Below are 21,345 nucleotides of genomic sequence, written 5' to 3' on the forward strand. Positions count from 1 at the left end.
TGACCAACCATTGACCCCGGGTTTTCTGATGGCCGCGGGGTCTCTGAAGCTCACGGGACTCAGCCCAGGGGCCAGACCAGGTGGTACTGGGCGCCGACCGCGATGACGGCGAGCGCGGCCACGGGCAGGAGCGAGTAGTGGATACGGCGGGCCGTCCCCCACCAGCCCCGCACCCAGGCGGTGACCGCGAAGCCCGCGGTGGCCAGGGTGAGGGGGACCGCCACAGCCAAGGGCAGGGCCAGGACGATCGAATCGCCGGTGATCCAGTCCCGCATCCGGTTGAGGTCGAGGACCGCGTAGGCGAGCAGCCCGACGGCGACCAGGCAGGACAGCGCGGTGAGAGAACCGGACACGGCCGCGGTGATGCGCGCCCCGCCCCGGGGGCGGCGGAGCTGGACGGTGCCGCTGAGCAGGACCAGCAGGGCGACGGCGACGATGACCAGCTGGGTGACGGGGCTGGTGAGCAGCCCGGTGCGGTCGTAGCCGCTGGTGGGGTTGGCGGCCATGTACACGGCCTCGGCCCGACCGTCCTCGACGTCGAAGACCATCTGGTCACCGCCGTTCTCCGCGGCGAACACTCCGTCGCCGACCGGGAGCCAGCGCTGCTCGGCGACGACGGCGCCCCGGACCCGCAGGGACCCGTCGCCCGCGTCGCGCACCGTGATGTTGTCGAAGAGCGTGACGATCTGGTCGACCCCCTCAGCGGCGCGCCGGGTGGTGATGTACGTGCCGGTGTAGGCGCCCAGGTCGGACCCGGGGTCGGCCTCGGCCGGGACGGGTTCGGCCGGGCCGAACTCGTCGGCGAAGGCGTCCAGGAGGGTGAAGCGCAGGTCGTGGAGGGGGCTCGCCGCCGCCTCGGGGTCCCCGTCGTCGCCGTTGACCGCGACGAATACCCCGGTGTCCAGCTCCGGCAGGAGCAGATAGCCCAGGTGGAGCCCTTCCAGGTCGCCGCCGTGGCCCACCCCCCGGGGAGGCCCGGTCCGCCACTCGTAGGTGCCGTAACCCATGGCGGTGCCGTCCGGGTGGTACTCGAACTGGCGGTCCAGCATCATGTCGACCGACTCGGGGCTGAGTACCCGCTCCCCGTCCAGTTCGCCGCCGTTGAGGAGGGCGAGCATGAACCGGTCCATGTCCGCGCCGGTGGTCACCGCGGCCCCGGCCGACGACAGCGGTATGTGCTCCTGCTCGGCCGCGGACCCGTCGGGCAGGTGCCCGGTGACCAGGGCGTGCTCGTCGGCGAGTTCGTGGACCTGACCGAACTCCGTGCCGTGCATGCCCAGCGGCGCGAACAGGTTCCGCTCGACGTACTCCTCGAACGGCACCCCGCTGACCTCCTGGACCACGAACCCGGCAAGGCCGGTCCCGTAGTTGGAGTAGGCGGAGCGCTCGCCCGGCGGGAAGATGCGCTCCGGTGTGTTGTCGCGCAGGAACTCCTCGAGGCCCCGGTGGTTCTCGACGTCCTCGGGATCGTCGGAGTCGGTCCGCTCGTCGAAGCCGGGGGTGTGGGTGAGCAGGTGGTGCAGGGTGACCGGCTCGGGGAGGGTGTCCGGGATCCGCAGTTCCTCGGGCAGGTAGGTGTTGACGTCCCCGTGCAGGTCCACCTCGCCCTGTTCGGCGAGCTGGAGCACCGAGAGGGCGGTGAAGGACTTGGCGACCGAGGCAGTGGGGAAGGAGTGGGCCTCCGCGTCCATGGGGGTCCCCTCGGCGAGGTCGGCCTCCCCGTGCGCGCCGGAGGCGAGGGGTTCGCCGTCGGCGACCACCGACACCATCACCCCGGGGGCGCCGTGCTCGGCCAGCAGCTCGGGCACCCGTTCGTCGACGAACTCCTGTGCGGCGCCCGGTTCCGGCGGACCGGCGGGTACTGGTGGGCCGGCCCCCTGCACGGCCGTGCCTGGGACACCCGCGCTGGCGGGGGCCGCACCCAGGGGGAGGGCGAGGGCGAATGCGGTGGCCAGACAGGCGCTGACCACCGAGGGACGCTGGTGCATTCCGGGCTCCCGGGGGTGGTGGCTGTGTACACCGACAACGCTAGAAATCCCGACTCCCGGGCACACTGGCCTCCGCGACCGTCTTCGCGGTGGAGCCAGCTGTAGTCGCCAGTGGGGGTGCGCACGCACGGGTGGTGCGGGCACGCCCCCACGGGTGGCCTGGGCCGGGCAGGACTACCCGAGCAGGAAGGTGACCGTGAACAGGACCGGGATGGTGAGGATCGTCGTCAGCAGGACCACCTCGCGCACCAGGATGTCGCCGGTCCGGTACTGGGCCGCGTAGTTGAACACGTTCTGGGCGGTGGGCAGGGCGGCCAGGACCACCACGGAGAACAGGGTGGCGCCCTCCAGCCCGAACACCAGGGCACCCAGGGCCCACGCGGCCAGGGGTTGGCCCACAGATTTCAGGGCCACGGCGAACAGCACCGGGACCTGGTCGGGGCCGCCGCGCCCCGGGACGGCGCTGCCGTGCAGGGAGATTCCGAAGGCCAGCAGCATCGCCGGGACGGCCATGCCGCCGATCAGTTCGAACGGCTCCATGAGGGGCGCGGGCGGGACCCAGCCGGAGGCGGAGACCGCGACCCCGGCGATCGACGCGATCACCACCGGGTTGCGCACGGGGGTGCCCAGTGAGCGGCGGACCACCGGCCAGAAGCCCCGTGCACTGCCGTTGTTCAGGTCGAGCACGGTCAGTGCTACCGGTGCGAGCACCAGGAGCTGGAACAGCAGGATGGGCGCGACCAGGGTGGCGTCACCGAGGACGTAGGCGGAGATGGGGATGCCGAGGTTGCCCGCGTTGACGTACGAGGACCCCAGAACTCCCACGGTGGTGCGCCCGACACCCCATCGTCGGATGACCCCGACCACGAGGAAGACCAGGGCGACGACCACCACGCTCAGCACACTGACGAGGACCGGCGCCGAGAGCAGGACGGACAGGTCGGTGTCGGTGAGGATCGTGAACAGCAGCGCGGGGCTGGCCACGTAGAAGGCCAGCCGGGTGAGGACCTCCGTCGCCCCGGGGCCGAGGAGCGGAAGGCGCCCGAGCATGTAGCCGATGACGACGATGCTGGTGATGACTCCGAACCCGACGATGACCCCGGACAACGGGCGCCCCCCGAACAAGCGTGCAGTTCAAGCCCGCCAACGCTATCGGAGCACGCCCCGGGGTGAAACGGCCCACGTCACACTGCGGAGCGTGACGGAAACCCCGGACGCCGCGGACCCGGGACGCGTGGCCCAGGCGGGGCCGCCGGGGCCTGGTCGGGGCCGCCGAGGCCGCCGAGGGGGTTAAGGGCTGGGCTGCTCGGAGGGTTCTTCGCTGGCCTCGGCGGGAGGCTCCTGGGACCAGCGCACGGCCAAGGGCCACCCGTCCATGGACGCGTCGTGGTACCGGGGGAAGGCCTCCTCGGTACCGTCCGCCCCACCCTCGTCCAGCTCCGCCCGGAACCAGCCCTCCTCGGTCTGGATCAGGAGCGCGTCGCGCTCCTCCGCGGGGGCGAACTGCACCACCGGGCTGTCCTCGTCCTCCAGGATCCGGGTCGCCGTGTGCCCCTGGTCCTCGACGGTCAGCAGGTAGGCGCCGTTGGATCCGTCGTCGCCGTCGGCGTCTGGGCGCAGCAGTGCGGTCCCGCCGCCCCACACGGGGGCCTCGTCGAAGGTCTGCCACTGCTCGCCGCCGGTGTTGAGGGTGGCGTTGACGACGGTGTCGTCGGTCGACCGGACCACGAGGTCGCCCTCGCCGCCGGCCACCGGTTCGGTCGGCACGCTGTCGCGGATGTGCAGGGCACCGTCCGGGGTGAGCGCCCAGTCGCTGGGCCGCTGCCCCTCCCCGAGGGGGAGGCTCCCCTCTTGGTTGGGTGTGCCGGTGGGTGCGTCCAGCGGCACCGACATGACCTGCGGCGGCTGACCCTCGCCCTGAGCGGAGGTGAACCAGAGCCGCTCACCGTGGACCACCGGATCGGACAGGGCCTCGTCCTGGCCAGCCTGGATGGTCTCGACGGGCTGGTAGGAGAACTCCTCGGTCTCGAATCCCTCGGCCCCCTCTTCCCCTGCGCCGGTTTCGGCCTCCTCGGCCTCCTCCGGGTCGCTGAGGACCGCCACATGCAGGGCGTTGGGCTCCTGGGTCACGAAGGCGAAGTGCTGCCAGTCCTCGGAGAACCGCTGGTGGGCCGGGACGTCCTCGGCCATCGGGTCCACGGCCCCGTCGGGCAGGTCGATCCGCTGGATCGGTGCCCCGGACTCGGGGTCGTGGAAGACCAGCACCTGGTCGGTCTCCGGATCGCCGCCCTCGAAACCCCGGTGGAGCAGCGCCAACCCGACCAGCCCGTCGTCGGCGAGGTCCTCCACGCTCTCCGGAGCCTCGTCGGCGGAGCCGTTGGAGTCGTCACAGGCCGTCACGGCGAGCAAGCACACGGCCGAAGCCAAGGCGAGAGAGCGCCGCATGGATACGCCTTTCGGGGGTGTGGGGTGTGTTCGAGAGGTGGGATAGCGGAGAGGTCGCCGCGGTTCTCCCGATTCCTCACGTTATCCAGCCCCGGCTCCGGGAACGGCGGCGGCACTCAGTCATCGGCGTCCGGTGACGGTGACGGATCGGCGTCGTCTGCGTCCTCGTCGTCCTCGTCTTCTTCCTCCTCCGCGGCTTCCTCCTCGGCCAGACGCTCGGCCTCGGCCCGGTCCGCCGCACGGGTGGTGCACACCTCGCCAGCGGGCGCGGAGCCGCCGTCGACGGCGACGACCGTGAAGCAGTACTCCGCGTTGGTGTCGTCCGTGGGGACCTGCGCCGTCACCGCACCGGCCCCGGTCCGGGCCAGGGTGACCGGATCGTGGCCCTGAGGCCCGCCCAGCACGAAGTAGGACCCCGTGCCACCGGTGTGGTCCGCCCAGGTGAGGGTGACCGCGCTGAGGGTGTCCTCGAGCGCGATCTCGGAGGCAGGGTCGACCGCGGGCAGCGGCGAGGGCTCCACCGTGACGTCGGCGGTCTCCTCCTCCGGCTCGGCAGCCTCGGCCTCCTCCTCGGATTCGTTTGAGGCCAGAGCGGGAGCCGTTGGCTCAAGTGCTGCCACGATTCCGGTGGTGATGGAGAATGCCGTGATGCTGACCGCGGCGACCGCGATGTTGAGGTGCTTGCGCCAGTGCGGTCCCTGGTCGAGTCGGTCCCAAGCCCTGTCCTCGTCGAACGGGGGATCCTCTGCTGACGAGTCATTCTCGGACAGGCTCGTGTCCATGCCGCCCGCCCAACCAACCAGACTGGCCCACTGGGCGGGGGCTGATTCGACTACCTGCTGGTCCACGCTGTCGGGCACCGCCGGAGCAGCTTCGGCTGCGCGCGGCGTCGGAGCGTGTTCGCCCCGAGAACCGGGGTTGCCCTGCCGCCTCAGAGCTTCGTTGGGCGGCGGTCCGTACGGGTCATCAGGCGTGCTCTGTCGCGGCGCGGGGGTGCCCACTCGGGACGGCGGTGCGCTCTGCCGATGTGCCGAGGCACTACCAGGGGCACTGTCCTGGGGCGCCCGAGCTGCCTCTCGAGGAGTAGGCGCGCTTTCCCAGGGTGTGTGCGGGGGGTCGGCTGGGTTGCCGCGACTAGAGTCGGGGGGATGTGCGGGGCCGTCCGTGGCTGAGTTGCCGCTTACTCCTGTGGGCGGTTCAGCGGTCCGCATGGCCGAAAACGCGGCATGAGGGCCCGTACGGGTCCCGGTGCGCGCTCGTTCCAGGGCGGTGGCAAGGTCGACCGCCGAGGCATAGCGTTCTTCGGGATCCTTGGCCATCCCCCGAGTAAGAACCCGGGACAGAACTCGCGAGACGTCTCTGCGGGGGACGGGTGGGGCGTTTACGGCAAGTACTCGCTCGGCGTACGCCTGGTCGGTAAGCGGCTCTCCTCCCTCACTGGCAAAGGGTGTCCTGCCGATGAGTAGTGTCCAGATCGTCGATGCGAGCCGGTAGACGTCCGATGCGGGTGTGAGACGGGCGCCGCGGAGCGCTTCAGGAGGTGCGTGGAAGAAGGACTCACGCCCACGCACCTTGATGCCCGAGTCACCGCTTCGGATGACCGCCCCGAAACCGGTCAGCAGGGACATGCTGCCCGCCAGGATGTTTTCGGGAGCGACGGCGTTGTGCACCAGGCCATGGCCGTGCATGGCGGTCAGGGCCGGCCCGATGCTTCGCCCCACGGCGACGGCCTGTGCCAGTGAGAATGGACCGGAGTTTCCCAGCACCTGGCCGCAAGAGCCTGCCGGATACAGGGGCAGCACGAGGAAGTGCTGTCCAGAGGTAGTGCGACCCAGGTCGAGAAGCGGGGGCATCCCCTGGTTGCCGTTGAGCGTCTGAAGGGTCGTGATGTGTTCCGTGGCTGTGTCGGGGTTCAGGAGTACCTTGAGCACAGCCTGCATGCCACCCGTTGCGCGTACAGCGGTGTACAGCTCGGATGACCTGCTCCGGTGAATCCGGCGCAAGGAGTGGTATCCGGGTGCCCAACCGTCGGGCGGAACGGCGCTCGGTGCCGGGGAGTTCATGTCTCTTGCACCGCCCTTGGAGAACCGTTCGTGCACGGGCAATCGTACACAGGGAGAAATATGACGGCGTCCGGGCAAGCGCATACGCCGAGTCCTGGCCAGAACCCCTCGGGAACGCGCAGTGGAGGCGCGAAGTATTCTCCGCCAAGAGCAGTATATTTCAGCAGGTCGCTGGCCATGTGGTTGCGAAAAGGGTGGCTGTCGAGTCCCAGGTCATTGCCGAACCCGAGGGAAAGACCAGGAGTTTCGTGATCGCTTCCATGGGCGTGGATATGCACCTGCGTGCTATTGGTGCTGAATTTGTCGGCGAGTGTGCTAGCCGCGTGATGGCGCCGGGGTTCGGTACTCGACGTGCTGCCACCGGCCCCTCGCGGGGGTGGTGGGTGTGCGGCGATGCGTCCCCCGCCATGCAAGGGGGATGCGGCTGGCGGACGCGCGGGGGCTGGCAGGGGGTGCACGCATGCTTCGGGGGCCATCATCACCCTTCCGTGCGCCGAATCGTTATCTTTCTGGGCTGTGCTCCCCATGGGACCGACTGCGCCGTTCGTCTGTGAGGTCAGGGCAGGGGAATGCCGATCCGCAGATGAAAATTCCCTGATCAGTTGGGGTTCGGTTTGTCACCGGCCGCCCCGGTGCCCGCCTTCGAAGGGCCCTTGTGTATAAGGACCTGATACTTGCCAGCCGTGGTGCCGTAGTAGAGGTGCGCGGTTCTCCATGGTGTCGCCAAGGTATAGCCTCGCAAGGCTACATGGTTGATAGTTCTCCAGGAGCGAGTACCTGGACGGTCAACCAGTTGAATCCCGTCATCCCGACAGAAAGAATGCATCCCGCGTGGGTGGGTACAGTCGCGTTACAATATCCGGGCCTCAGCGTTGGGCTGATCTCGCCCTGCCGGACACGGTCCCGGTAGCCGCACTCATGCCCAAGATCCTTGGCGTGTGCTTGCCCGAGGACGAGGGCAGTGAAGCCGCTGGCTGGGTGCTGACCACGCTCGAGGACGACGCTCTGCCGATGGCGGAATCACTCGGCGCTACCGGGGTCGCCGATGGTGAAGTCCTGTTGCTCCGCCGTGAGACGGCGCCCTCGCGACCCCAGTACGTGGACGATGTACGCGGGGCGGTCGAGGACAGGGTCGATGAGGCCGATGGTCAATGGCGCCATCCGACCACCTTCGCCTTCGGCCTCCTGTTCGCCGCTGTCGCGCCTCTGCTGGTGCTTTTCGCGATGAGCTGGCTACAACCAGCCGCTGGGTACCCGGGTGTGGCAGTGGGCGGAATGGCGGTTTCCATCGTCCTGGTGGTGGTGGCACGACGACGCGCGGTGCACGCCATCGCCCATCTCCTCTTCGTGACCTCCGCTCTCTGGGGCGGGGCGGCCGGTTCGCTCACGGTGTTCTTCGTCGCTGCTGAACCCCAGACGCAACACATGGTGTTCCTGGGCCTGGCTGGAGCACTTGTGGCAGCCGGTGTCACGTGGACCGTGGACCAGGCGGGTCTGCCGTGCCTCACAGCGCTCGCGTTCCTATGCCTCAGCGGTGGCGTCCTGCTCGCGATCACCCTGTTCCTCGACGCCCAACAGGCTGTCAGGGCAATCGCGCTGATCCTGGTCCTGTGCGTTGGAGGACTGCCGCGGCTGGCGCTGGTTATGGGGGGACTCTCCGCGCTTGATTACCAAGTGGTCAACTCCGGTGAGGTTCCCACAGGGAAGTTCGAGGAGACCCTGGACAGTAGTGACCGCTTGCTTCTCGGAGTCGTGCTGGGGGCGGCCGTAAGTGCCACGGCGACCGTCCCCCTCATCATCCTGGTCGCAGAAGGGCTACCGGACCGGCTGCTGGCGGCGCTCATCTCCGTTCTCCTCCTCTTGCGCTCGAGGCTGTTCGCCCGCATTGTCCATGTGCTGCCGCTGCGTTTGGGCGGGGTGCTCGGCCTCCTGCTCTGCCTGCTTCACCTCCCCCAGACCGTTCCCGCCCTCGCCGCATGGACCCCCTTCATCGCCCTGATCGCTGGCCTGGTCGTAGTCTCGCTGAGCTGGATCAAGCTGGGAGACGTCTCACAGGCATCCCTGAGCCGGGTGCTCAACTGGGTCGAGATGGCTTTGGTGATGGGGATGCTGACGGTGGCGGCTTGGTCGATGGGTCTGTTCGACTTCGTCTCCGATATGACCACCTGACTGGGGCAGCGGGAGAGCCTGGCCCCGCGCTGAACGGATTCCACCTTGGCTAGTTAGAAGACGGGAGAAACCGAAGTGTCGGTCAAGCTGCTGCGACGGCCCGCCCGCGATCTCCCTCCGGAGCCCGGCACCGAACCGCTGGTGATCGCGACACCGCCGCAGTTGCCGGACAATCCGCCGTCGGGTGCCTCCTCCGCGATGATCATCATGCCGATCATCACCGGCTCCGGGTCGTTGATGATGTCGATCACCATGGGGCACCGACCCCTGATGGCGGCGATCGGCGCCATCGTGATGCTCGTGAGTGTCGTCGTCGGCATCGTCATGTTCGTGACGCAGTACAACGGTCCGCGCAAGAGGATGCGGGAACAGCGAGAGCGCTACCTCGACTACCTGGACCAGCTCCGGGAGAAGGCTCGTGACGTTGCCGCGGTGCAGCGGAAGGGCAACCTGTACCGATACCCGGCCCCGCATCTGCTCACCGAAGTGGCCAGGCTTCCCTCCCGGCGCTGGGAGCGAAGGGCGTCCGACCGGGACTTCCTGTACTTGCGCGTGGGTGAGGGGGTACGGCCGCTGGCCCGGAAACTCACCCTGAAAGTCGACACGTCCAACCCCCTCATCGTCTACGACCCCCTGTGCCAGGGCATGGCAGAACAGCTGGTCGAGCTCTACGCGCACGTCGCGGAGGAACCCCTGGTCGTGCCCCTCAGGCGGATGGGAATGGTGTCCATCGTCGGTGACCGGGCCGTCGGCCGCACGGTCGCCAGGGCGATGGCCGCGCAGATCATGAGCCTCTCCTCCCCGGACGACGTCTGCCTCGGGGTGATCCGTTCGGACAAACTCGCCCTGGAGTGGGATTGGACGAAGTGGCTGGGCCACAACTCCTCAGTGGGTTTCGAGGATCAGCCCACCGACGGACCGCTCCCGGCCAGGGTCGTGGCCCGGAACACCATGGAGATGCAGGACATGCTTGAGGCGGAGGTGGAGAGACGCACCGTCGAGTTGCAGCGCAGGAGGGGCGGCCCGCCAGGCCCGGGTACCCGGCGCATCGTCTTGATCGTGGATGGTGAATACCAGCCGACCCTCTCGGGTCTGTCAGCCGAACCCCCCGTCGAATCCCTCGCCCAATTGGGTATCCACGTGATCTTCCTAGTGGGGGATCACCGTGAGGAACCTGAACCCGTCAACATGCGGCTGAACGTGGGTGACAGGAAGGTTGAGGAGGACCGAGAGGGCACGGTCCACGGTCTTGGAGACGGAGCGCAAGGCGAACCCCTGTCAGGGAAGGCGGACTCTCTGAGCGTAGGCCAGATCACCGCCCTCGCCCGTATGCTCTCTCCCTACCGCCTGTCCGCTGAGGACGGGGCGGACACGCTTCACTCCAACGTGGACCTGCCAGAGATCATCGGTGTCCCCGACGTGGCCGAGCTGGACACCAGTAGGACCTGGCGCCCGCGCAGTAGCGGTGACTTCCTCCGCGTCCCGATCGGAGTCGGGCCGTCAGGAAACCTCGTGCTGCTGGACCTCAAGGAATCTGCCTTCGGCGGTATGGGTCCGCACGGACTGGTCGTCGGTGCCACGGGCTCCGGCAAGTCGGAGATGCTGCGCACCCTGGTCACGTCACTGGTGGTTGCCCACCCGCCGGACCGCCTGGCCCTGCTCCTGGTCGACTTCAAGGGTGGTGCGACCTTCGCGGACACGGACCGTCTGCCACACAGTGCAGGGATTATCACCAACCTGGCCGACGACGAGAGCATGGTCATCAGGTTCAGGGAAGCCATGTACGGCGAACTGGGCCGGAGACAGCAGGTCCTGAAGGACAGCGGGAACCTGCCGAACCTGCACGCTTACGAGGAAGCCCGGGCCGAGCGGCCCGGAGAGCTCGAGCCGATGCCCCATCTGTTGGTGATCATCGATGAGTTCTCCGAACTCCTCACCGCGCATCCGGACTTCGCCGAACTGTTCCTCGCCATCGGCCGTATCGGTCGTTCCATCGGCGTGCACCTGATGCTCGCTACTCAGCGCCTCGAGGCGGGGAAGATCAAGGGACTGGAGACCCACCTGTCGTTCCGGATCGGTCTGCGTACCTTCTCGGAAGCTGAGAGCCGGGAGGCGATCGGCGTCGGAGACGCTTACCACTTGCCGCCTGAACCCGGCTCCGGTTATCTCAAAGTTGACACCTCCGTCTTCGATCGGTTCAAGGCCGCGATGGTCTCCTCCCCGTACACGCCGCCGCGCGAGGTCGCTGTAGAGGAGGACCCGGTGCTGCCGCTGATCTCCTACAACGGTCTCGCGGAAACGGACCCGGGCCTCCTCGCGGATCGACTCAAGGACATGTTCGCCTCGGACAAGGAACCGGCCAAGCAGGACAAGAAGGCCCGGAGCGTGCTTCAGGTGGCGGTCGACCAACTTGTCGAGGCGGGAGCCGATCCGGTCCGACCAGTGTGGCTGCCGCCTCTCGAAGCCGCACTGCCTCTGGACGCGGTACACACATGGGGAGGGGCGGACCCGGGGCCGGAGTCCGAACCGGAAGAGCCCCCGGTAGGCGAGCTCAAGGCGCTCATCGGGATCCGCGACGTACCGCGCGAGCAGAAGCAGGGTCCCGCGGAGCTGGACTTCACTGGTGCCAGCGGCAACATGATCGTGCTCGGCGGGCCCCGCTCTGGTAAGTCCGTCTTCCTCCGCACACTTATCGCTGCGCTGGCCTGGCGTTATCCGCCTGGGCGGGTGGCCGTCTACGCGATCGACTACGGTGGTGGCGGGCTCGCCTCGATGGAGGACCTGCCTCATGTGGCCGGTGTGGCAGGCCGCTCTAATCCAGAACGCGTGCGCCGGGTGATCACCGACGTGCGGAACCAGCTGGACCGCAGGGAGCGGATCTTTCGTAGCTCGCGCTTGGACTCGCCTGACGCCTTGCGGAGGGCTCGGGCTGAGGGCAAGGTGCCTCAGAGCGTGGTCGGGGACATCTTCCTGCTTATCGACGGTTGGTCGCAGGTCAGGGAGACGCTCGGGGACAGCGACAACGAGCTGTTGGACATCCTGAACCGCGGCACGGCTCTGGGGGTACACGTGGTGGTGACGGGTACCGCGGCGATGCAGATCAGGTCCAGAATCCAGTCGCTCTTCGGTGGGAGGTTGGAGTTCCGGTTGACGGAGGCCCACGATTCCGGCATCGACCGGAAGGCCTCAGAGGAACTCCCGAAGGACCTACCCGGTCGGGCGCTCATGGAGGACATGAGTATGGCGCAGGTCGCGCTCCCGCGCATCGACGGCATCGCGGACGACACCGAACTGCGGGAGGGCGTTCAGGACCTGGTGAAACGGATCGGTGCTCGCTGGCCGCAGAAGGCCGTCACCGGGGTGCGCACACTGCCGTCGAAGGTGACGCTGGATGAGCTGGTCAAGAAACCGGCTTCCTCCCGGAACTTCAACCTCGTGCTCGGGCTCGGCGAACGGGAACTGGAGCCCGCCGTCCTGCGGCCCGACCAGGAGCCGCACCTGATCGTCTTCGGTGACCCCGAATCGGGGAAGTCCACGCTGCTCCGTGCGCTGATCCGTCAGATCGGCGACAGACCCGCCAAGAAGGTCGGTATCGTCTTGGTGGACTACCGCCGCACCCACCTCGGCCTGCTGGAGGACGGCCGGGCTCTCGCGTACTGCACGAGTCCGGACCAAACCCGTTCCGTCGCAACTCAGTTGGCCGAGCAGTTGAAGGAGCGTATCCCAGGGCCAGACATCACCCCCCGCCAGCTGAGGAACAGGAGTTGGTGGAAGGGGATGGAGATCTTCGTCGTGGTGGACGACCTCGACATGTTGGGCAGCAGGAACGCCAATCCCCTCCTCCCTCTGGCCGGGCTCATCCCGCAGGGTCGGGACCTCGGCTTCCACCTCATCGTGGCCCGGCGCACTGGGGGCGCTGGACGCGCCATGTTCGAGCCGCCGATGCAGACGCTGAGCGACATGGCCGCACCAGCGGTCCTGTTCTCCGGTGACCGGCGCGAGGGGCGGTTGGCCAACGGAGTGGCGTCACAGCAGCTGGCCCCGGGCCGCGCCCTGTTCGTACGCCGCGGCAGATCACCCGAGCAGCTACAGGCACCCTGGAGCGACGAACCCGTCTGACCCAGGGCCGCTTCCGGGCCCGTGCGCGTCCGGCTCGGAAGCGGCCCCCTGGACGGTTCCCTTCGGAAGTCGGTGAACGTCGGGGCACAGGGCTGCTGGGGGCACCGTGCTACGGGGACGCTCACATCGTGCGAGTTCAGGAGAAGGTGTTCGCTGGTGTCTCTCAGTTGAGTGCGACCAGGGAGCCGCTTGCTGTTCCGTTCACGTCCGCCTGGTGGCTGATGACGGCGCCGGGAACGGGGAGGAATCGGGTTCGTTTGTCTTCGTGTCCCTCGCGGCCGTCGAGTTGGTCTAGTTCGATGGTTACCGGATCGCCCCCACGCCAAGGGGTAAACGTGGCGCTGAGAGGGCTTTCCATGTTCCCGAAATTCGGGCACTGGTTTCCACAGGTGTAGGTGAGTAGCCCGTCATCCAGATCCGCGACACGGCCTAGAGGAGACCACGTGCTGTTGTCGACGACCTCGTGCTGGTTGGGTCGGATCAGGATCTCATCGAGGACATCGCCGGAGTGGGAGTACTTGGTATACCGGTGTTCTTGTTCCTCTGACTCTTGCTCTTCATACCAAACAGCATGGTCACCGGTGGTGCTGACACGGTTTGTTAAGCTGATACCCGCCTGCCCCTCTTCGGGCCACTCAACCTCGATCTCCTCACCGGTTGAGGCTTCCAGGACACGAAATTCCTGGGAAAGTCTTTGGATGAGGTATTCCCCGTCGTTTGAAGGAGTCAGAGCATAGTAGTGGAGGTGCTCCAAGGGATTGTCCCCAAGAGTAGTGGGAAGAGGCTCGGCGCTCCACAGTTCGGTGCCGTCGCGGTTGTCTAGTGCGAGGGTGTGCATCGACGCGTTCTGCTCTTGGGGTTCGGGTTCCTCCGAGCCTTCGGCGGAGCACTTGGCGGGCAGGACGACGGAGCCTTCGATGCTGCTGACGGGCCATCTCCAGTCTTCTTCGGGGGAGAAGTCGGGGATTCCGAGGCAGTGGGGTTCGGGGGTGTAGGTCCAGGAGGGTTCTGCTGTGGTGAGGTCGTGGGCGGTGAGCTCTCCGTCTGAGGGGATGAGCAGGTGGTCGTCGGTGACGAGGTCGGGGTGGCTGATCGCGTCCTCGGGTAGGGGGGATTGGGATATTTCTTCCCCTGTGGCCGCGTCTAGGAGGACAAGTTCTCCGTCCCCTTCCTCAGAGGGCGGATCCACGATGACTGTTTCGATCCCGTCTGTCGTCACGGCGACTGAGAAGTCGTGGCTCGTTGCCTCGTAGTTCCAGAGTTCGGTGCCGGATTCACCGTGCAGGCCAGTGATGGTTCCGCTTCTACTGGCTGCAACGAGTCCGTACGCGGTAGGGAGGAGGTCACGCCAGATGGCGGTGTTTTCCACGTCCCACTCCCACGCGACATCGCTCACGGACGAGATGTAGGAAGTCCTGTCGGAAAAATTGTCGATGCCTTCGACGGGGTTATGTTGAGCATCTGTAGGTCCCTCCGGGGAATCCTCGCATCCAGCAAGGAAAGCGCCCAGCAGGGTCAAGGTAGCAGTAGCACATATAACACGTGCGGATGGTCGCCTGAAAAACCTGCCGAGTTTGGGATGAACGTTCACCGGATGATCTCTGTTCTCTTTCCTAGAGTTCAGTGAAAATATTAGAAATAACAATCGTTCGGGATCAATGTGATTTCGTTCAATTGCCACTCCGGCGTCCAGAGCTTTCGTTGATGTACGGGTTGTCCTCTCCGATATCCCGGCCGTCAAAACTACCAGCTGCCCTGCCAACAAAATTGGCTGCGGTTTCCGGGTCGTCAGAATTCCAGGTGGTATCAGCTGATCCGGAAACTTGCGAAAGAGCCCAATTCAGTTCCGCAAGGCGCTCTCCAGACCCATTGGCCATGGCGCTGAAGGCAGTGTCTGAGTCGAAAACTGGATTCCCGTCATCGTCATAGGAGAGTGCATTATGGCTCTCTAGAACTTCAGTCACGCTTGGGCTGGAGCCACCCCCGGGGAAAGTATTGTCGCCAACAAGGTCAAGCGGGTTATCGCCGTTTCCGTTGTTGTGCTCCTCTAGTGCCATTTCCACCACTGCGGCGTTCATCTTATGTGTCATCGATTCTTCAGTATCTACCTGCAGACTATATTCTGAATGTTCATAAGAAGAGGCTACCAGTTCTGGAATCTCATCTGAATAGTGGTCTCCAGCCAATGAAATTGCAGTTCCTGCGATTGGGATATCGCTGACAAGTTCAGTCGCTACTGTCTGAGCAGTGGATGCGATATTTTGTTCTCGTTCTGTCTGTTCCTCGGCTCGGAGTTCCCGGGCGGAGAACTCATTCTGCAGTGCACCATCGACCAGGGAAGCGAGTGTGCCCGCCCTCTGAGGAAGGTCGGTGTCATCTCCGACTCTCAGTGCTTCAACCTGCATACTGGTATTGAAGATTTCTGTTGCTGCGTGAGTTCGGGCAGCGGAGTCATCGTTTGTCATGACGAGTTCAAGGAAGAGAAGACGCTCTTCCGGGCTCAGGGAAAGAGTATTTGTGTCCGAGTCCCAGGCAATAGGATTGTTAGGGCGTTCGTAGCTCAAATCGGGCTTACCATCGTTTCCGTATCCCTCCTGACCGGCGAAGCTGTAGATGTAAGCTTCGTACAGGTCTACGAGGCTGTCGGTAATCGCTCCGTTGTGTGCGCCGAATCCAGCGTCGGTGTAGGTCCAGTCGTCCTGGTCTCCTTCACCCTCAACTTCGATCTCATTTCCTGTGTGCATAAGAGCGTCATGGTTCTCCTCAATGGAGATAAAATCAAAGAACCCGAGCATTGCTTCGGCTGCCCGCTCTTGCTCTTCGGAGTCCCCCTCAAGGGAATTGTCAGGGATCCAGTCGAAGAGGCCGGTCACCGCACTTCCGTTCGCGTGCCTTCCATCTTCATCCCACTGGTATGCGAGCAGACCCAACAGGGAATCATTGGCTAGATCGGAAACTCTATCCGGGTCCACGTGGTGGCTTTCCGGAATATCCTGGGTAAGGATAGCGTGGTTGGCATCGGAGTTTCTTGTGGCTACCTCAATAAGATCACCGATGGCACCCTCCCCAGCAGTTTCGATGATGGTTTGGGTAATATCTGAATCTGGATCCACGGTGGCATCGTTGAGGAGCGTGCCCATGGAGAGAGACATGTTCAGGGACAGCCGCTCTCCCGCCTCCAGGTCTTCTGGGGCGTTCCCCAACAGTGCAGCCAGGTTGGCAAGGTCTTCCCCGTATCGGGTATCCCCGTCGCCGCTATTGGTGTACGTGTCATCGCCCCAAGTCGGGCCCAAGGACGCCTGTTGGATGCTGTCAGGAAGTTTCTCGTAACCGCCGCCAAGCTTGTCATTGGAGAGTGCCATGGCTCCAGCACCAAGCGCGGCAAGAAGGGTTTCCGCGGCCCTTTCATCTTCGATATTCTCCGCAATAGCGTCGGGGATGGCCACGGCTCCGTCACTACCGCCGGATCCTGATGGCGCCTCCATACCCTCCATCGCTTCGTACAGGGCATCAAGGTAGGCTATCTCTCCTTCGGACAGCTCTTCGCCCCGTTGCTGGGCTTTTTCGGCACGTTCCTGAAGCATTTCCAGGTCTCTCAGTGCGCGTTCATACTCGTTACTGTCGATTTCCCCGCTTTCGAGTGCATCACGCAGTGTGTTTCCGTGTGATCCACCCATTTCAGCGTCTAGCGGCATGGGGGCACGGTCCCCCACGAAATTGTGTGCAAGCCAGCCGAGTCGACCGTTGTTAACTAGTTCAGCGACAGTTTCCGCACTGGTGCCGCCTTTAAGGAGCGTGGAGCAGTCCTCGGCCTTTCCCTCGAGAGTCTCCCAGTGCTCATCAGCTTCTTGTTGCAGGCCTTGCACGAAACTATCGTAAAGTGCTGCTTCTTCCGGAGTGTCCTTTGTGATGGGTGTCGCGCTCAGCCTAAGCTCAAGAGCCTCGATTTTCTCGTCATACCAAGTGAGGTCCTCTGACCATTGGTCTGCGGCCTCTGCAGCGACGGCAAAGGCGAGGCCTGCCTCTCCCCAGTGGTCGTGGTTGACTGCCCCTGCGCTGCGGATTTCCTCTGCGAGAATGTCGCTAAAGTCCATTGAGGTCGTGTTGAAGCCGGAGTACAGATCACCGCTGCTGCCGGTTAGCCTCCTGATCAGGCTGCGGAAATCGTCTGCAATCTCAGTGGCTTCTTCTGGGGTGGAATCGGGAATCTTGGGATCGAATGACATGAATAATATCCTGTAGTCAGTAAGTGACGGTGTGCCTACATAAGTTCAATATTTTCCATGTTATCTGCATCCGTATTTCCGATTATGCTTGCCGATGAATAGATGTTGTCGGAGATATCGTTGGCCTGCGACTGCACGCTGTCCATGTAATGCTGGTACTCGGATTGAAACTCCGGCATGCCATCGACCGCCGGTTCTCCGCTGAACATGGAATCGGCTTCGTCGCAGATGGTTTTGAAGTCTTGTGACATTCCCTTGAGGCCTTCCGCGATGGTCAAGGCGTTGTCGGCCCCGGCCTGGCCGCTGGGTATGTCTGCTTCTACATTCGGCATGGTTCGGATCCTTTTCTGGGATCACAGGCAGATGCAGGGCCAGGGATGCCCGGCTTGGCCCTGCATGACTGCTTCGTTGACTCGTACAAGCCGATCCTTATAGGCTCCGTCTTCCAGGTCAAGCCGCAGGGGAGTTTCACATTCTGGCCAGGCAGATCCCGTGTTGGGTCTAGTGCCTTGTTTTCCCTGGTAGATGAGGGCGAAGGTTCAACTACCGCGCGTTCATCGGCTGAATCAGCAGTCCGACAGCAAGTCTGAGTGAGGCAGGTCACAGGCATGAGCTATACCGGCATGGAGAACGATGACTCTCTATCCACCGGCGGTCGGGAGCTTGGGGAGGAGGCCGCCCAGCTTGACGCGCAGGCGCGTTCGCTGTTCAACGCGATGGAGGATGAAGTACAGGACGCGATGAAGGGATCCTCACCTCAGGCGCTCCTCAATGCCCATTCTGATTTGAATGGCAGTTTTACACAAATGGTCCTCTGGTTGGACGACATTGGCATCAAGCTCGGTGATGCCAACTCAGAGATCCTCGAAGCCGACTTCGAGAGCGGAGCGGCCATCGATGCTGCCGGTGCTGAAGCAGCGGGTATTCCTTCGATCAACGGGTAGCGTCCGAATTCTTCGCACCCGACGCCAGTTCTCTATTGCTTCATGATTCAAATTTTCATCTATCTATTTTAGGATGTGGGATTTATGGCCCCTTCTAATGTTGGCGGCGACAGTGACCGGATTGATGACCTGGCTGGTCGTGAGCAGTTCTATAAGGATCAGCTGGATATGATCCTTGAAGCTGTCGATAAGTCCGTCGTCAACACATTGACCGAGTTTCATGGTGAATCGTCTGACAAGTTCAAAGAGAACTACGAGCAGTTTGACAATCAGAAGAAGAAGGTTGAGGCCGCCTTCGACCAGGTGATCTTGGAGACCAGGAACGCCGCTGACAATTGGCGCATGACTTCTGCTGCACTCAGTACCAAGTTCTCGGTTTAACTGGTTACCCGCCCCTGAATAGGAATCGATGAGTTCACCCGACACGACCAAGAGCGGCGGAGACCATGACGAGCTGGTACCTGAGGCGTTCAGGGTCACCGCCAACGCGGAGCAGTATGTTCTGGAGGCGGATGCCCTTCGCCGCCGTCAGCTGAGATCCGCCCTGCTCTATGGGTCCAGCCGTTTCTGGCGACGGAAGCAGCGTGTCTGGCCGTCGGTGATCTTCGGGGCCATCCTGGTGGCGGTTATCTGCGGTGTCATCGCCCTCATCGGGGCTTTTGACCGGCAGCAGGAGGTCAACGAAGAGCGGGGGCGGGGAACCCCGCTGATGTCCCAGACCCAGCCCAACGGGTAAGACAAGGCGGGCAGAGCGGTTTGGCGAGCCCTGACGGTGCGATCGACTCGGCGGGGACCGTCAACCCGCTGAACGTTCTTCCTGCTGTTGGGCCTGCTCGACCGCGATGCGTTTGCGGCGGCGGGCTTCCTTCACGGACACGGAGACGATGCGGGTGACCGCGACAGCCGTGATGGCGGCCAGGGGGATGACGAGCATCGAGGCGGGCTGGCGGATGGGCCGGAAGGACGCCCCGTCAGGGTGCACGACCAGGAAGCCCGACGGGCGGACACGGGTGTAGCCGATTCCCCCTGCGCCGTCGCCGCCGTAGAACGGGATGTTCCCGGTTCCGCCGCCCATGGTGCTCAGTACGCTGACCCGGGCGACTGGGACCACGGTGGTGCTGCCGGAGGTCACCGGGTCGCCGAAGGCCGTGGTGGAGCTGGCCACGGAGCGGGCGTTGTCGAGCAGGGAGGTCAGCGCGGCCATCGTGCCGCTTTGGGCCTTGTTCCTGGGCATGCTGCGCTTCCTCTCCGGCGGTGGGCATCTGATGTCACGCTATAGGGGTGCCGTCCGAAGATGGGGATTCCGTGGCGTCTGGAGTGTCCTGGTTACTCGATGGTGTCGATGACCTCGAGGGTGTCCGGGTCCATGATGTTGACGCTCCCGTCGCCACCGACTCCGGCGATCACCTCGGGGTGGAAAGCTGCCCCCAGGAGCATGGGGTCCTCGTCCCCGGCCAACAGGTCCTCTCCGGTCTCCACGTCCCACAGGTGGGCGCGGTGGACCTTGCTGCGATCGGCCGGGTCCTCCTCGTCGGTGGGGTGGTCCCAGGTGATGTGGACCAGACCACGGTCGGTTTCGGGGGTCAGCGCTCGGATGTGGTGGCCGTAATCGACCTCCGCGTAGTCGTCGAGAGGGAAGGTGCCCAGTTCGGAGTCGTCGTTCAGGTCGTGCCAGACCACCTCGTCGTCCTTGACGTAGATCAGCTGGTTCCGGTCGGGGGCGGTCACCACCGTGTGGGGGACGACGTTTCGAACGGTCTGGAGCTGGTCGCCGGTTTCCGCGTCCCAGATGTAGATGACATCCCCCGTGGCGCTGGCGACCCTGGTGTCGTCGATGAAAGTGAGGGAATGGGAGCTGTCCCTGTCATTGAATGTCAGGGCCATCTCACCGGTTTCCGTGTCGAACACCCCGATGGAGTCGTCCCGCTCGAGCCCACTGTCGGTCGTGGTGCCCAAGGCCAGCCACCGGCCGTCGGGGCTGAAGGCGAGGTCGACCACACTGTTGAGCTCCTGGGTGCCGTCCGGGAGTTCTGGAGGCATCGGCCCGCGGTGTTCATACCTCTCCCCGGAACGCAGGTTGTATGCGGTCGCCATCTGGGTGGGGAACTCGTCGTCTTCCGCGGTTTTGTCGGGCCATACGGCCCCGACCGTGCAGCCGACCGGGGAGAACTCCGGGCGGTTGACCGGGTCCGACCCCTCTGCGGGCCGGGCGAGGATCTCGCCTTCACGCCAGTCCCACAGGCTCAACCCGTGGTCTTCTCCGGCCAGGGCCAGAACGTCGCCGTCATGGGAGAAGGCTGCCTCGACGGCGTTGAGGGGGCCGATGTCCCCCTCGAGCTCCGGCAGGCCGATCCCGTCGTCCAGGCATGCGGTGTCGGTGATCAGCCCGTACTCCTCGGCAGACTCGTCACCGCCCGACGCGTTCTGTTCGTACGGGGCGAAGACGCGCTCGTATCCCCAGGACGCTCCGGCGGCCACGAGCAGGGTCAGGACCAGGGCACCGGCGGTCAGTCCGACGAACCCTCCTCGGCTACCCGGGGCGGGGGCCTGAGCATAGGCCTGGGCATGGGCTACGGGCTCGGCCGTGAACGCTCGGCGCATGTCGGCGGCGGAGCTCTCCACGGCCGGGAGCAGCTCCTGCGGCCAGGCAGCGGCGGAGGACGCCCCGCCGAGCATGCTCACGAGGTCGACGGCGCTCGGCCTGAGGTTGGCGTTCTCCCGCAGGCAAGCGTCCACCACACCCCGGAGCTGGAGCGGCACGCGGTCCAGGCCGTCGGGCCCCTCGACGCCGCTCGCGGCGAAGCACAGGACCGCGGCCCAGGAGAAGACGTCTCCGGCAGGAGCTCCTCCGCCCTCGGGGGCAGTGAAGACGCTGCCCTCGGTGTCGTCGGTCTCGGGCGCGGGTGTGACACCCGGGTCCGCCAGGAGCGCGCGCTCACCGGTCATCAGGACGCCCGCGGGGCTCAGCGAGCCGTGGGCGTCCTGGGCGGCGTGCAGGGCCGCCAGACCTTGGGCGGTGGCCACCGCGAGCGGGTGCAGGGCGGCGGCCGGGAGCGCTCCGTGCGCGGTGACCAGCCCGGCCAGGTCCGCGCCGAGCGGCTGTTCGGTGGCGACCCAGGGGACCGGGGCGTTGAGGTCGGAGTCGAGGACCGCGGCCACGTGCGGGTCGCGCAACCCTCGCGTGTTCTCCACCCGGTGGGTGAAGGCCGCCCGCGCGGTGGGGTCGGTGGCGTGCCCGGAGCGCAGGATCCGTACCCGGACCGGCCCTCGCCCGGAAGCTGTGCCCAGGTAGGAGCGGGTGTGGGTGTCCTCGCTCAGGCGTGCCAGAAGCCGGTAGGGCCCGGCCGTCGGCGGGTCGTAGGGGTGTAGGGGACGCATGCTGCCTCGTCAG

14 protein-coding genes and 1 pseudogene are annotated in these 21,345 nt (G+C 65.2%); 5 read left to right on the forward strand and 10 right to left on the reverse strand.

What is annotated here, in order from left to right:
• Positions 1-59 precede the first annotated feature (59 nt).
• The 5 genes and pseudogenes from ACYVDG_RS21505 to ACYVDG_RS21525 all read right to left on the reverse strand — a co-directional run.
• The gene (locus ACYVDG_RS21505; protein WP_460756392.1) at positions 60-1,988 is read right to left on the reverse strand and encodes a serine hydrolase domain-containing protein; all 1,929 of its coding nucleotides are present in this window, start codon (positions 1,986-1,988) and stop codon (positions 60-62) included.
• Between the two features lie 174 nt (positions 1,989-2,162).
• Positions 2,163-3,095 carry an AEC family transporter gene (locus tag ACYVDG_RS21510; RefSeq protein WP_460756397.1) on the reverse strand — a complete coding sequence of 311 codons (933 nt, stop codon included), beginning with the start codon at positions 3,093-3,095 and terminating at the stop codon, positions 2,163-2,165.
• A gap of 183 nt (positions 3,096-3,278) precedes the next feature.
• Complete coding sequence (locus tag ACYVDG_RS21515) at positions 3,279-4,433, reverse strand: hypothetical protein (RefSeq protein ID WP_460756400.1); 1,155 nt, start codon at positions 4,431-4,433, stop codon at positions 3,279-3,281.
• Positions 4,434-4,549: 116 nt separating this feature from the next.
• Entirely contained in the window at positions 4,550-5,281 is a 732-nt protein-coding gene (locus tag ACYVDG_RS21520) for a hypothetical protein (RefSeq protein WP_460756578.1), read from the reverse strand.
• Positions 5,282-5,734: 453 nt separating this feature from the next.
• Positions 5,735-6,580, reverse strand: a pseudogene (locus ACYVDG_RS21525) (protein kinase domain-containing protein); the annotation flags it as partial.
• A gap of 747 nt (positions 6,581-7,327) precedes the next feature.
• On the opposite strand from ACYVDG_RS21525, the gene eccD reads away from it, so the two are divergent.
• Both eccD and eccCa read left to right on the forward strand, forming a co-directional pair.
• Entirely contained in the window at positions 7,328-8,665 is a 1,338-nt protein-coding gene (gene eccD, locus ACYVDG_RS21530; protein ID WP_460756403.1) for a type VII secretion integral membrane protein EccD, read from the forward strand.
• A 141-nt stretch (positions 8,666-8,806) separates the two neighbouring features.
• The gene (gene eccCa, locus ACYVDG_RS21535) at positions 8,807-12,784 is read left to right on the forward strand and encodes a type VII secretion protein EccCa (RefSeq protein WP_460756572.1); all 3,978 of its coding nucleotides are present in this window, start codon (positions 8,807-8,809) and stop codon (positions 12,782-12,784) included.
• Between the two features lie 163 nt (positions 12,785-12,947).
• On the opposite strand, the gene ACYVDG_RS21540 is transcribed toward eccCa, so the two are convergent.
• The 3 genes from ACYVDG_RS21540 to ACYVDG_RS21550 form a co-directional block, all read right to left on the reverse strand.
• On the reverse strand, positions 12,948-14,180 hold the full coding sequence (locus ACYVDG_RS21540) for an outer membrane protein assembly factor BamB family protein (protein WP_460756406.1): 1,233 nt from the start codon (positions 14,178-14,180) through the stop codon (positions 12,948-12,950).
• A 274-nt stretch (positions 14,181-14,454) separates the two neighbouring features.
• On the reverse strand, positions 14,455-17,010 hold the full coding sequence (locus ACYVDG_RS21545; protein ID WP_460756409.1) for a TPR repeat region-containing protein: 2,556 nt from the start codon (positions 17,008-17,010) through the stop codon (positions 14,455-14,457).
• A gap of 35 nt (positions 17,011-17,045) precedes the next feature.
• Entirely contained in the window at positions 17,046-17,342 is a 297-nt protein-coding gene (locus tag ACYVDG_RS21550) for a hypothetical protein (protein ID WP_460756412.1), read from the reverse strand.
• Positions 17,343-17,618: 276 nt separating this feature from the next.
• On the opposite strand from ACYVDG_RS21550, the gene ACYVDG_RS21555 reads away from it, so the two are divergent.
• The 3 genes from ACYVDG_RS21555 (at position 17,619) to ACYVDG_RS21565 (ending at position 18,690) form a co-directional block, all read left to right on the forward strand.
• Positions 17,619-17,954, forward strand: coding sequence for a hypothetical protein (locus tag ACYVDG_RS21555; RefSeq protein WP_460756415.1), 336 nt, complete (start codon positions 17,619-17,621; stop codon positions 17,952-17,954).
• 84 nt (positions 17,955-18,038) lie between these two features.
• Positions 18,039-18,335, forward strand: coding sequence for a WXG100 family type VII secretion target (locus tag ACYVDG_RS21560; RefSeq protein WP_460756418.1), 297 nt, complete (start codon positions 18,039-18,041; stop codon positions 18,333-18,335).
• A 28-nt stretch (positions 18,336-18,363) separates the two neighbouring features.
• A complete protein-coding gene (locus tag ACYVDG_RS21565; protein ID WP_460756421.1) occupies positions 18,364-18,690 on the forward strand; it encodes a hypothetical protein in 327 nt (108 codons plus the stop codon).
• 60 nt (positions 18,691-18,750) lie between these two features.
• Here the strand turns inward: ACYVDG_RS21565 and ACYVDG_RS21570 are convergent, their stop codons facing one another.
• Both ACYVDG_RS21570 and ACYVDG_RS21575 read right to left on the reverse strand, forming a co-directional pair.
• Positions 18,751-19,188 (reverse strand): GerW family sporulation protein, encoded by a 438-nt coding sequence (locus ACYVDG_RS21570; protein ID WP_460756425.1) that lies wholly within the window; start codon positions 19,186-19,188, stop codon positions 18,751-18,753.
• A 92-nt stretch (positions 19,189-19,280) separates the two neighbouring features.
• A complete protein-coding gene (locus ACYVDG_RS21575; protein WP_460756431.1) occupies positions 19,281-21,332 on the reverse strand; it encodes a hypothetical protein in 2,052 nt (683 codons plus the stop codon).
• Positions 21,333-21,345: the final 13 nt, after the last annotated feature.

This window comes from Nocardiopsis oceani, from assembly GCF_054777395.1.